The sequence below is a fragment of the Streptomyces sp. sk2.1 genome, from assembly GCF_008120935.1.
In the GTDB taxonomy this organism is placed as follows: domain Bacteria; phylum Actinomycetota; class Actinomycetes; order Streptomycetales; family Streptomycetaceae; genus Streptomyces.
In genome coordinates this window covers 62,097-73,020 of sequence record NZ_RDBO01000071.1, presented here as the reverse complement: position 1 = coordinate 73,020, position 10,924 = coordinate 62,097, and the positions used below count along the sequence as shown (strand labels likewise).

13 protein-coding genes, 1 tRNA gene, 1 pseudogene and 1 riboswitch are annotated in these 10,924 nt (G+C 68.8%); of the genes and pseudogenes, 7 read left to right on the top strand and 8 right to left on the bottom strand.

What is annotated here, in order from left to right:
* Positions 1-91: 91 nt before the first annotated feature.
* Positions 92-1,357, bottom strand: coding sequence for a PTS transporter subunit EIIC (locus tag EAO76_RS25110; protein WP_148838181.1), 1,266 nt, complete (start codon positions 1,355-1,357; stop codon positions 92-94).
* 259 nt (positions 1,358-1,616) lie between these two features.
* Positions 1,617-2,927, bottom strand: coding sequence for a PTS transporter subunit EIIC (locus tag EAO76_RS25105; RefSeq protein WP_148838180.1), 1,311 nt, complete (start codon positions 2,925-2,927; stop codon positions 1,617-1,619).
* A gap of 222 nt (positions 2,928-3,149) precedes the next feature.
* Here EAO76_RS25105 and EAO76_RS25100 point away from each other — a divergent pair, with 222 nt between their 5' ends.
* The 4 genes from EAO76_RS25100 (at position 3,150) to rdgB (ending at position 5,502) form a co-directional block, all read left to right on the top strand.
* On the top strand, positions 3,150-3,383 hold the full coding sequence (locus tag EAO76_RS25100) for a glucose PTS transporter subunit EIIB (protein WP_148838179.1): 234 nt from the start codon (positions 3,150-3,152) through the stop codon (positions 3,381-3,383).
* Between the two features lie 238 nt (positions 3,384-3,621).
* Positions 3,622-4,359, top strand: a complete 738-nt coding sequence (gene rph, locus EAO76_RS25095) for a ribonuclease PH (RefSeq protein WP_148838178.1) — start codon at positions 3,622-3,624, stop codon at positions 4,357-4,359.
* A 102-nt stretch (positions 4,360-4,461) separates the two neighbouring features.
* Entirely contained in the window at positions 4,462-4,857 is a 396-nt protein-coding gene (locus EAO76_RS25090; protein ID WP_148838177.1) for a hypothetical protein, read from the top strand.
* Positions 4,858-4,899: 42 nt separating this feature from the next.
* Entirely contained in the window at positions 4,900-5,502 is a 603-nt protein-coding gene (rdgB, locus tag EAO76_RS25085; protein WP_148838176.1) for an RdgB/HAM1 family non-canonical purine NTP pyrophosphatase, read from the top strand.
* A 44-nt stretch (positions 5,503-5,546) separates the two neighbouring features.
* Here rdgB and EAO76_RS25080 read toward each other — a convergent pair.
* The 5 genes from EAO76_RS25080 to bcp all read right to left on the bottom strand — a co-directional run bounded on the left by EAO76_RS25080 (position 5,547) and on the right by bcp (position 9,203).
* Positions 5,547-5,629 (bottom strand) — tRNA-Leu (locus EAO76_RS25080).
* A 49-nt stretch (positions 5,630-5,678) separates the two neighbouring features.
* Positions 5,679-6,341: an HNH endonuclease gene (locus EAO76_RS25075; RefSeq protein WP_148838175.1), complete on the bottom strand. Its 663-nt coding sequence runs from the start codon at positions 6,339-6,341 to the stop codon at positions 5,679-5,681.
* Complete coding sequence (locus EAO76_RS25070) at positions 6,338-6,997, bottom strand: HNH endonuclease signature motif containing protein (protein ID WP_148838174.1); 660 nt, start codon at positions 6,995-6,997, stop codon at positions 6,338-6,340. The genes EAO76_RS25075 and EAO76_RS25070 overlap by 4 nt, the downstream gene beginning before the upstream one ends.
* Positions 6,998-7,159: 162 nt before the next feature.
* Complete coding sequence (gene proP, locus EAO76_RS25065; protein ID WP_148838173.1) at positions 7,160-8,656, bottom strand: glycine betaine/L-proline transporter ProP; 1,497 nt, start codon at positions 8,654-8,656, stop codon at positions 7,160-7,162.
* A 79-nt stretch (positions 8,657-8,735) separates the two neighbouring features.
* Positions 8,736-9,203 (bottom strand): thioredoxin-dependent thiol peroxidase, encoded by a 468-nt coding sequence (bcp, locus tag EAO76_RS25060; RefSeq protein ID WP_148838172.1) that lies wholly within the window; start codon positions 9,201-9,203, stop codon positions 8,736-8,738.
* Between the two features lie 155 nt (positions 9,204-9,358).
* Between bcp and EAO76_RS25055 the strand changes: the two genes are divergently transcribed.
* From EAO76_RS25055 to EAO76_RS25045, 3 genes are all read left to right on the top strand, one after another.
* Positions 9,359-9,679, top strand: a complete 321-nt coding sequence (locus tag EAO76_RS25055; protein ID WP_148838171.1) for a DUF3618 domain-containing protein — start codon at positions 9,359-9,361, stop codon at positions 9,677-9,679.
* A 61-nt stretch (positions 9,680-9,740) separates the two neighbouring features.
* A complete protein-coding gene (locus EAO76_RS25050; RefSeq protein WP_030923137.1) occupies positions 9,741-10,079 on the top strand; it encodes a co-chaperone GroES in 339 nt (112 codons plus the stop codon).
* A 184-nt stretch (positions 10,080-10,263) separates the two neighbouring features.
* Positions 10,264-10,335: riboswitch (guanidine-III (ykkC-III) riboswitch) on the top strand.
* Between the two features lie 39 nt (positions 10,336-10,374).
* Positions 10,375-10,695, top strand: coding sequence for a multidrug efflux SMR transporter (locus EAO76_RS25045; RefSeq protein WP_148838170.1), 321 nt, complete (start codon positions 10,375-10,377; stop codon positions 10,693-10,695).
* Here EAO76_RS25045 and EAO76_RS45495 read toward each other — a convergent pair.
* Positions 10,689-10,924: pseudogene (locus tag EAO76_RS45495) on the bottom strand (FHA domain-containing protein); the annotation flags it as partial. The gene EAO76_RS25045 and the pseudogene EAO76_RS45495 sit on opposite strands and share 7 nt — an antisense overlap.

The following is a 10,924-nucleotide window of genomic DNA, read 5'->3' as shown; positions in this document are numbered from 1 at the left end:
GCCCGCGGGTCCCGGACGCGGCGAAGCCCCTCACCTCCCGCCCGGGGAGATGAGGGGCTTCGCCGCGCGGAGCGCGTGGTGGTCGCGGGACCTACTTGGCCTCGGCCCTGAGGAGCTCGGCGAGTTCCTCGTCGGACTCGCGGCCCGGGGTCGGCAGGTTGAACTTCGTGATCGCGAACCGGAAGACCACGTAGTACACCGCCGCGAAGCAGAGGCCGACCAGCACCAGCATCCACGGCTTGCTCGCGATGCCCAGGTTCAGCCCGAAGTCGACGAGGCCGGCCGAGAAGCCGAAGCCGTCCTTCATCCCGAGCCCCCAGGTCAGGGCCATGGACACCCCGGTGAGCACCGCGTGGACCGCGTACAGGACGGGGGCGATGAACATGAACGTGAACTCGATCGGCTCGGTCACACCGGTCACGAACGAGGTGAGCGCGAGGGAGAACATCATGCCGCCGACGACCTTGCGGCGCTCCGGACGGGCGCAGTGCACGATCGCCAGGCAGGCCGCCGGAAGGGCGAACATCATGATCGGGAAGAAGCCGGTCATGAACTGTCCGGCCGTCGGGTCACCGGCCAGGAAGCGGTTGATGTCGCCGCTCTTGCCCTCGAACTCACCGGCCTGGAACCACGGGAACGAGTTCAGCAGGTGGTGCATGCCGACCGGGATCAGCGCACGGTTGGCGACACCGAAGATGCCCGCGCCGACCGCGCCGGAACCGACCAGCCACTCGCCGAAGTTGTGCAGACCGGTGCCCAGGACCGGCCAGACGTAACCGAAGACGATGCCGATGACCAGGCCCGCGAAGGCGGAGAGGATCGGGACCAGGCGGCGGCCGCCGAAGAAGCCCGCCCAGGCCGGCAGCTTCGTGCGGTGGAACCGCTGGTAGAGCAGCGCGACGACGAGGCCCATCACCACACCGCCGAGGACCTTGGCGTCCACGGGGGCGTCCGCCATCACGACCTTGCCGTCGACGACCGTCGCGACCTGCGGCAGGTTGCTGTCCGTGAAGGTGGCGAGCACCTTCTGGAAGACCAGGTAGCCGGTGACGGCCGCGAGCGCGGTCGAACCGTCGGACTTCTTGGCGAAGCCGATCGCGATGCCGACGGCGAACAGCAGCGCCATGTTGTCGAGGATCGCGTTGCCGCCCGCGGCCATGAAGGTCGCGATCCTGGTGATGAAGCCCGGGAACGACTCCCGGCCGAGCATGTCCTCGTTGCCGAGCCGGACCAGGAGGGCCGCTGCGGGCAGCACCGCGACCGGCAGCATGAGGCTGCGGCCGATGCGCTGCATGACCGCCATCACGCCGGCGCCCTTCTTCTTGGTGACCGCGGACGCGGTGTCTGCCGTGGACATCAACTTCCTCCATTGGACAAGGCGCCGCCCGGATCTCTGACGGGGGGAGGCGGCGACTCGAAGAACGCGGCAGAGCGCCACGTGGTCTGGACCACTCAGTGGTGTAGACCAGTTGTAACACGGTGAGCGCCACATAAGGAACCAGCGATTCCGGATTGCTTCGCATGAGCAACACCACACGTTCGGCGACATGGCGAAGGCCCCCGGACCACACGGTCCGGGGGCCTTCGTCGACCGGGTCACCGACCCGGCCGACGTGCTACTTCGTGAGGTTCCTCTCGATCTCCTCCTCCAGCTCGTCGGGCTCGCGTCCCGGCGTCTGGAGGTCGAACCTGGTGATCGCGAACCGGAAGATCACGTAGTACACGGCGGCGAACGCCAGCCCGATCGGAATGATCAGCCAGGGTTTGGTCGCCAGACTCCAGTTGATGACGTAGTCGATCAGCCCCGCGGAGAAACTGAAGCCGTCCTTGACCCCCAGCGCCCAGGTCACCGCCATCGAGACACCCGTGAGCACCGCGTGGATCCCGTACAGCAGCGGCGCGACGAAGAGGAACGAGTACTCGATCGGCTCGGTGATGCCCGTCACGAACGACGTCAGGGCGACCGAGAGCATCATGCCGCCGACCGCCTTGCGGCGGTTCGGCTTGGCGCAGTGGTAGATCGCCAGCGCCGCCGCGGGCAGGGCGAACATCATGATCGGGAAGAAGCCCGAGGTGAACTGGCCGGCCGTCGGGTCGCCCGCCAGGAACCGGTTGATGTCACCGTGCACGACCGTCCCGTCCGGCTTGGTGAAGTCGCCGAACTGGAACCAGATGAAGGTGTTCAGGAACTGGTGCAGCCCGACGACCAGCAGTGCGCGGTTGGCGACACCGAAGATGCCCGAGCCCACCCAGTCCAGGTCCGCCAGCCACTTGGAGAAGCTCGTCAGACCGTCACCGATCGGCTGCCACAGCCAGGCGCACAGCGCCGCGAAGAGCAGACCGACGAACGCCATGATGATCGGGACGAGCCGGCGGCCGTTGAAGAAGCCCAGCCAGTCCACCAGCTTGACCCGGTGGTACCGCTGCCAGAACCAGGCGGACAGCAACCCCATCACGATGCCGCCGAACACTCCGGGATTCTGGTACGCGGCCGCCGTGACCTTGGCGTCCTCGGTCACACAAGTGCCGAACCAGGTGCCGCCCGAGGTGAACGTCTCGCCCGGGGCGCAGTCCACCGGGAAGGCGTGCAGCACCGCGTAGTACACGAGGAAACCGGCCACCGCGGCGAGCGCGGTCGAACCGTCCGACTTCTTCGCCATGCCGATCGCGACACCGACGCAGAACAGCAGCGGAAGGCCGAGCCCGGAATCGAGCAGCGCGCCGCCCGCCGCCGCGAACACCTTGGCGACGTTGTTCCAGCCCAGCCCCTCGTCACCGAATACGTCCGGCTGGCCCAACCGGTTGAGAATGCCCGCCGCGGGCAGCACCGCGATCGGGAGCTGGAGGCTGCGCCCCATCTTCTGAAGGCCCTGGAAGAAGCCGTTCCACCAGGTCTTCCGCGGTACTTCGGCGCTGGTTGAGCTCATCGGCATCCTCCCGGAACGAGGCGCGTTCGGCAGTCGTCGCAGAATGGTGTAGACCAGTTGAGGTACGGTGCGTAACCCGCCTGGAAGACAGGGCGCCAGTGATCGTCATCATTGAGGACGGTCCAGTCACTCGCTCGCGAAGCTGGGCCAAACGTGCGTTACGGTGACGAAACGGACCCATGGTGGGCCGTCGCACGCATGTGAAGAACCAAGGAGAAGTCCATGGCCAGCAAGGCTGAGAAGATCGTCGCCGGGCTCGGCGGTATCGACAACATCGACGAGATCGAAGGCTGCATCACCCGCCTCCGCACCGAGGTCCACGACGCGAGCAAGGTCGACGAAGCCGCGCTCAAGGCCGCCGGCGCCCACGGCGTCGTCAAGATGGGCACCGCGATCCAGGTCGTCATCGGCACCGACGCCGACCCCATCGCCGCCGACATCGAAGACATGATGTGACCGGCCGCCGCACCCCCGGCTGAGCAGGACCGCCCGGTACCGCCACAGGCCCCGGCCGGGGGTGGGCGGGGCCTGTGGCGGTACCGGGCGGTCCTGCCCAACTGCCACTCGGTTACGGACACTTACCGCGGCCGCGGCAAGGCGCGACGCAACTCGCCCGCAGGAGCGGCGCAGTGAGCACCGGCACCCGATACACACCCGAACGGCCGCCCACCCCGCACCCGATAGGGTCGACGCCATGTCTCGTATCGACGGCCGCACCCCCGAACAGCTCCGTCCCGTCACCATCGAACGCGGATGGAGCAAGCACGCCGAAGGCTCCGTACTCATCTCCTTCGGCGACACCAAGGTCTTCTGCACCGCCTCCGTCACCGAGGGCGTCCCCCGCTGGCGCAAGGGCAGCGGCGAGGGCTGGGTCACCGCCGAGTACTCGATGCTGCCCCGCTCCACCAACACCCGCGGCGACCGCGAATCCGTACGCGGCAAGATCGGCGGCCGCACCCACGAGATCAGCCGCCTCATCGGCCGGTCCCTGCGCGCCGTCATCGACTACAAGGCCCTCGGCGAGAACACCATCGTCCTCGACTGCGACGTCCTCCAGGCCGACGGCGGCACCCGCACCGCCGCCATCACCGGCGCCTACGTCGCCCTCGCCGACGCCGTCGCCTGGGCCCAGCGCAAGAAGATCGTCAAGCACGGCCGCAAGCCGCTGACCGACACCGTCTCCGCCATCAGCGTCGGCATCGTCGACGGCACCCCCCTCCTCGACCTCTGCTACGAGGAGGACGTCCGCGCCGAAACCGACATGAACGTCGTCTGCACCGGCGACGGCCGCTTCGTCGAGGTCCAGGGCACCGCCGAGGCCACCCCCTTCGACCGCAAGGAACTGGGCGCCCTCCTCGACCTCGCCACCGCCGGCTGCGCGGACCTGACCATCCTTCAGAACGAGGCCCTCGCCCGCACTCTCGGCGACTGACGAAGCAACCTTGCACGCGTCGCCCCGCGTCGTTATGAACACGGGCGCACGGTTCGAACCGTGCGCCCGTCCACATATCCGTCCCCGGGGAGGAACCGCACCATGGCCAAGACCGCCCGCCGCCGCGCCACCGTCGCACTGACCCTGACCGCACTCGCGCTCGGGCTCACCGCGGCGACCGGCTGCGCCGCCGTCGACAAGGCACTCGACTGCGTCCGCACCGCCGACGCCATCGCCACCAGCGTCGACAACCTCCAGCAGGCCGTCTCCAACGTGGCGAGCGACCCCACCCAGGCGTCCGAAGCCCTCGACGAGATCGAGAAGGAACTCGGCAAGCTCGGCGACGAGACCGACAACGCCGACCTCGGCAAGGCCGTCGACGACCTCAAGGAAGGCGTCGGCAACGTCCGCGACTCCATCGACAAGGGCGACGCCACCCCCGACATCACCCCGGTCGCCGACGCGGCCAAGGAGATCGGCAAGGTCTGCACCCCCTGACCACCCCGGGCGGCACTCGGAGCACCCCCGATACTGGGTGACATGACCCGCCTCATCCTCGCCACCCGCAACGCCGGGAAGATCACCGAACTCCACGCGATCCTCGCCGACGCAGGCCTCACCCACGAGCTCGTCGGCGCGGACGCGTACCCCGACATCCCCGACGTCAAGGAGACCGGCGTCACCTTCGCCGAGAACGCCCTGCTCAAGGCCCACGCCCTGGCCAGGGCCACCGGCCACCCCGCGATCGCCGACGACTCCGGCCTCTGCGTGGACGTGCTCGGCGGCGCCCCCGGCATCTTCTCCGCCCGCTGGGCCGGCACCCACGGCGACGACAAGGCCAACCTGGACCTGCTCCTGGCCCAGCTCTCCGACATCGACGGGGCCCACCGCGGCGCCCACTTCGCCTGCGCCGCCGCCCTCGCCCTCCCCGACGGAACGGAACGCGTGGTCGAGGGCCGCCTCACCGGCACCCTGCGCCCCGCCCCCTCCGGCACGAACGGCTTCGGCTACGACCCGATCCTCCAGCCCGAGGGCGAGACCCGCACCTGCGCGGAACTGACCCCCGCGGAGAAGAACGCGATCAGCCACCGCGGCAAGGCGTTCCGGGCACTGGTGCCGGTGGTGCGGGAGTTGGTGGGGTGAGACATGCCGATGGACCGCCCGATCGAGGGCGGCCCATCAGTATGTGCGGCCGGTGGGATTCGAACCCACACGGGATTTCTCCCACGGCGTTCTAAGCGCCGCTCGTCTGCCATTCCGACACGGCCGCCCGCCGCATCATCGTATCCGGCAAGGTGCCAAACGGGAGAGCGGGTTTGTCAACACGCACCGCGGCGGCCCCCGCGGCACCAGGTGGCCGTGACGGCGTGGCAGTTCGGACACAGAAGCCGCAGGTTCTCGGCGCGGTCGTCGCTCCAGTCGCCGTTGATGTGATCGACTTCAAGTGTCATCGGTTTGCCCTGCCACGTGGCGCCGGTTCCGCATTCGGCGCATTCCTGCGGGACGCCGATCTCCAGCAAGGCGCGACGGAGCAGGACGGTCTTCGTGCGGCGTTCGCCGTTGTGCTTGAGCAGCACGTGCTCGGCGGTCTTCAGCGGGGTGGGGCCGGCTCGTCCCCGCTGATGGCCCTGGCCCAGGAAGTGGGTGATGGTGAGGCCGTCCTCGGCCACCCAGTTCTGCAGGCGGTTCCGCTCTCTCGTGGTGTCGATGCGACCCAGCAGCCGGAGGACGCCCGCCACGGAGACGGCCCCGGCGACGGCCTCGGCGAGCTCCGTCCGGGAAGGGCGTGGCCCGGTTCTGCGGCGGACATGGCTGCGGAAGTGCGAGACGTCGATGCCGAAATGCTCGAAACGCCTGAGAAGATACCGGCGGAGGTGGCCGTAAGGACGTGTGCCCAGGAATGCGATGACCTCGTCGATGCCGTTGCACTTCTCAGCTGCTTCAGCCAGCCGTTCGCGTGTGTATCGGGTGCCGGTGCTCACTGCGCCGCTCCTGCGGGCGAGTTGCGTCGCGCCTTGCCGCGGCCGCGGTAAGTGTCCGTAACCGAGTGGCAGTTGGGGCAGAGGAAACGCAGGTTCCCGGGGTGGTTGTTCCGCCAGTCGCCGTCGATGTGATCGACTTCGAGTGGGAGCGGTCGGCCGCGCCAGAAGGGCTCGGTACCGCACATCACGCAGCGTTGCTCGATGCCGATGGTGACCAGGGCTCGTTTGAGTCGATCTCCCGGTACCCGGCGGGCGTCGGAGGGGTGCTGGGCGACGAGGAGTTCCTCGGGGCTGCGGCGCTGTTTCTTTCCCTTCCTGGAGGTCGGCGCGAAATGGGAAGTGTCAATCCCGAGGGCCTTCACCCGGCGGCTGATGTGCGTGTGATGGCCGCCCACCACATCGAGGCCGAGAGCTCGCAGCACCTGGCACATGTTTGTCGAGGAGGCGATCACGGGCTCCAGGACCTCTCTCGTCCAGCGCGCGCCCTCGCGCTCGAAGTGCCCGGTGCCGATGCCCATCTTTCTCATGCGGGCAACGACGTATCGCCTCGTCGGGCTCTTCGGATCGACCCCGAGCTTCGCCAGCGCTTCGGACAGCGTTCGCGATGACGAGGCAGCCGACTCCAGCCGCTCTCGTGTGTACGGACTTGCCCCCATGTTTCCCCTCCATATCCGGCCGCACGTTCGTGGCCTCGTACGGATCAACGAGCCGTTTATCGGGGCGTCACGTCCGATATCCGACAAGATGTGGAATGGTCTGTGCCGTTTCGAGGAAGGTTGAAGCAGCGGGGGTCATTCCGGTGGGTGGGGGCGTCCGGGTCAGAACTTCGGTTCGGGGGCCCGGGACGCGACCAGTTCGGCTGCTTCCTCGTGGGTCTCCACCGAGGGCGGGGAGCCGGCCAGGGGTTGTTGGGCGGTTTCCTCCATGCAGGCCACGGCGATCGCGCCGACCAGGGCCGCGGCCATCGCGTAGAAGGCCGGCATCAGGTTGCTTCCGCTCCAGCTGATCAGTGCCGTGATCACCAGCGGGGTCGTGCCGCCGAAGAGGGAGGCGGAGAGGTTGTAGCCCACGGAGAGGGAGCCGTAGCGGACCGGGGTGGGGAAGAGGGCCGGGAGGGCGGCGGACATCGTGCCGAGCATGCAGACGAGGGAGAGGCCCAGCATCAGCATGCCCGCCGTGATGGCGGGGACGCCGCCCCGGCGGATGAGGAGGAACGCGGGCAGGGAGAGGAGGAGGAAGCCGAGCATGCCGCTCATCAGGAGCGGTTTGCGGCCGAAGCGGTCGGAGAGCCTGCCCACCTGGTTGATGATCAGCATCAGGAGGACCATGACGGCGAGCAGGACGAGCAGTCCGTGGGTCTCGCTGTAGCCGAGCTCGTCGGAGAGGTAGGTCGGCATGTACGACAGCAGCATGTAGTCGGTGATGTTGTACGCGCCGACCAGGCAGACGCAGAGGATCAGTGACGGCCAGTACTGCCGGAAGATCCTGGCGAGGTCGCCCTTGGTGGTGGTCTCGACGTGGTCGGCGGCCTCCGAGGTGTGGACGGTGCCGCCCTCCAGCTTCTGGAAGGCGGGGGTCTCGTCCAGCCGCAGCCGCAGGTAGAGGCCGACCAGGCCGAGGGGGCCCGCGACGAGGAACGGGATGCGCCAGCCCCAGGCGTCCATCCGGGCGGGGTCGAGGACGGCGGTCAGCGCGGTGACGAGCCCGGCGGCGCCGACGTAGCCGGCCAGGGTGCCGAATTCGAGGAAGCTGCCGAAGTAGCCGCGGCGCTTGTCGGGGGCGTACTCGGCGATGAAGGTGGACGCGCCGCCGTACTCGCCACCGGTGGAGAAGCCCTGGACCAGGCGGAAGAAGATCAGCAGCACGGGGGCCCAGAGGCCGATGGAGTCGTGGGAGGGGATGACGCCGATCGCGAAGGTGCCGACCGCCATCAGGATCATGGTGAGGGCGAGGACCTTCTTGCGGCCGATCCGGTCGCCCATGGGGCCGAAGAACATTCCGCCGAGGGGACGTACGAGGAAGGCGACGGCGAAGGTGGCGAACGAGGAGAGGAGCTGGGTGGTGTCGTTCCCGGACGGGAAGAAGACATGGCCCAGGGTGACGGCCAGGTAGGAGTAGATCCCGAAGTCGAACCACTCCATGGCGTTGCCGAGCGAGGCCGCCTTCACCGCCCGCTTGACCGCCTGGTCGTCGGTGATGGTGATGTCCGACCTGCGCAGCCTCGGGTTCCTCCGCTGCCGGATGGCGCGGAAGAGGGTGGGGTGGCGTCTGACCGCTGCGGGGTCGGCCGCCCGGTGGGGGTCGGTGGCCGCCATGGCCGGTCCTTTCCTGGAGGACTCTTCCAGGACAGGCTTCTGCTCGGTCATGGCGGCCGCAAACCGGGCGGCGTCCGGATCAGATGCCGAGATCCTTGATGATCTTGGCGACGTGGCCGGTGGCCCGGACGTTGTAGAGGGCCCGTTCGACCTTGCCGTCCTCGTCGACGACGATCGTGGAGCGGATGACGCCGGTCACCGTTTTGCCGTAGAGCTTCTTCTCGCCGAAGGCGCCGTACGCCTCAAGGGTCTCCTTGGAGGGGTCGCCGACCAGCGTGACCTTCAGGTTCTCCTTCTCGCGGAACTTGGCGAGCTTCTCGGGCTTGTCGGGGGAGACGCCGATGACGTCGTACCCGGCGCCGGTGAGCAGCTCCAGGTTGTCGGTGAAGTCGCAGGCCTGCTTGGTGCAGCCGGGGGTGAGGGCGGCCGGGTAGAAGTAGACGATGACCTTGCGGCCCTTGTGGTCGGCGAGCGAGACCCCGTTGCCGTCGGCGTCGGGCAGGGTGAAGGCGGGGGCGGTGTCGCCGGGCTGGAGTCGCTCGCTCATGGTTCTCCTCGGGTGGCACGGGGTGATGACGGGACCGAGCGTAACGACCCGGGGAGCAATAGGGGTGCCGCCGAGTGTGCGGACGGTCGAGCTGACAGACTGTCGATGAAGATTCAGACGAAGGTTTACCGGACGACGACCACGGAGGCGGCGCAGTGTCGGATGCCAGGACCCCTGCGCAGATCGAGGCGGACATCATCAGCAGGCGTGAGCAGCTTGCGGTGGTGCTCGATGAGATCGGGGTGCGCGTGCACCCGAAGACGATCATTGAGGATGCGAAGGCCAGGGCTGCCGAGGCCGTGGACCGGACGGCCGGGCGGGCGTTCGTCGCGGTGAACCGGGCGGTGTCGGACGTGAAGGCGCAGTTCGTGTCGGAGGACGGCGCCCCGCGTCTGGAGCGGGTGATCCCGGCCGCGCTGCTCGGGGTGGGCGTCGTGGGTCTGGTGGTGGCGTCGAAGCGGCGCCGGAAGCGTTGAGGCGGCGGTCCGCGCACCCCGGAGGCGTGCGGAGTCGCGACGGACAGGTAGGTTGCGGGGCGTGAGCGAGAACACCGACGACAAGCTGCCCATCCGCATGCTGCACGACCGTGTGCTGGTCCGGTCCGATACGCCCGAGGGCGAGCGGCGTTCGGGTGGCGGCATCCTGATTCCGGCGACCGCTGCGGTCGGCCGTCGGCTGGCCTGGGCCGTGGTGGTCGCGGTGGGTCAGAACGTACGGACGGTGGAGCCGGGCGACCGGGTGCTGTACGACCCCGAGGACCGGGCGGAGGTCGAGGTGCGGGGCGTGGCGTACGTGCTGATGCGCGAGCGGGACCTGCACGCGGTGGCGGCGGACCGGTTCGAGGGTTCGGTGGATTCGACCGGGCTGTATCTGTAGCCGCCGGGGCTGCCGGAGTCGTAGGGCGCCGGGGCTGCCGGAGCCGTAGGCGTTGGGGCTGTCGGTGCCGGGCCGTGTCCGTGGCCCCGCCCCGCCCCGTCCTGTTCCGCCCGCTCCACCCGTTCCGTCGTCCCTGTTCATGATGATGGGCATTCGGCCCGGTGACCGACGTCACCGGGCCTTTTGCCTGTTCTTTGCTACGGTGGGACCACCCCGACGAGACGCGCCGTACCGGGTTTCGCAAAGACGACGCACCTGTGTTGATCGCGTGTTCTGTCTCGTCGGAGGTGCCGTCATGGCGTGGGTCCTGCTCGTTGTCGCCGGTCTGCTGGAAGTGGCCTGGTCGATCGGGATGAAGTACACCGAGGGGTTCACCCGGCTGTGGCCGAGTGTGTTCACGGGGTTCGGGATCGTGGCGAGCATGGTGTTGCTGTCCCATGCGGCCAAAACGCTGCCGATCGGTACGGCGTACGGGGTGTGGGTCGGCATCGGTGCGGCCGGGGCGGCGGTGCTCGGCATGGTGGTGCTGAACGAGCCGGTGACCGCCGCCCGGATATTCTTCGTCTGTCTGCTGCTGGTCGCCGTCGTGGGGCTGAAGGCGACCTCGGGTCACTGACCGGGGCCGGAGGCGGGGGCGGGGCCCGGTGCCGGGGTGCCCCGGTTGCCGGGGGCGAAGCCGTAGCCGTCCGGGCCCTGGGTGTTCCCGCCCCCGTTTCCTCCGCCGTTGCCGTTGCCGCCGGTGTTGTCGCCGCCCTGGGGGCCGCCGTTGWCCCCGCCGCCGTTCTGTGCGCCGCCGAGGAGGACAAGGCCGCCTGGTTCGCCGGCTACACCCCCGACCTCACCAC

Bases quoted from the DNA above. Each gene is read 5' to 3' on its own strand.
- EAO76_RS25090 (WP_148838177.1), top strand. From the start codon at position 4,462: ATGGCCAAGACCGCCCGCCGCCGCGCCACCGTCGCACTGACCCTGACC.
- EAO76_RS25045 (WP_148838170.1), top strand. From the start codon at position 10,375: ATGGCGTGGGTCCTGCTCGTTGTCGCCGGTCTGCTGGAAGTGGCCTGG.
- proP (WP_148838173.1), bottom strand. From the start codon at position 8,656: ATGGCGGCCACCGACCCCCACCGGGCGGCCGACCCCGCAGCGGTCAGA.
- rdgB (WP_148838176.1), top strand. From the start codon at position 4,900: ATGACCCGCCTCATCCTCGCCACCCGCAACGCCGGGAAGATCACCGAA.
- bcp (WP_148838172.1), bottom strand. From the start codon at position 9,203: ATGAGCGAGCGACTCCAGCCCGGCGACACCGCCCCCGCCTTCACCCTG.
- EAO76_RS25105 (WP_148838180.1), bottom strand. From the start codon at position 2,927: ATGAGCTCAACCAGCGCCGAAGTACCGCGGAAGACCTGGTGGAACGGC.
- EAO76_RS25100 (WP_148838179.1), top strand. From the start codon at position 3,150: ATGGCCAGCAAGGCTGAGAAGATCGTCGCCGGGCTCGGCGGTATCGAC.
- EAO76_RS25070 (WP_148838174.1), bottom strand. From the start codon at position 6,997: ATGGGGGCAAGTCCGTACACACGAGAGCGGCTGGAGTCGGCTGCCTCG.
- EAO76_RS25110 (WP_148838181.1), bottom strand. From the start codon at position 1,357: ATGTCCACGGCAGACACCGCGTCCGCGGTCACCAAGAAGAAGGGCGCC.
- rph (WP_148838178.1), top strand. From the start codon at position 3,622: ATGTCTCGTATCGACGGCCGCACCCCCGAACAGCTCCGTCCCGTCACC.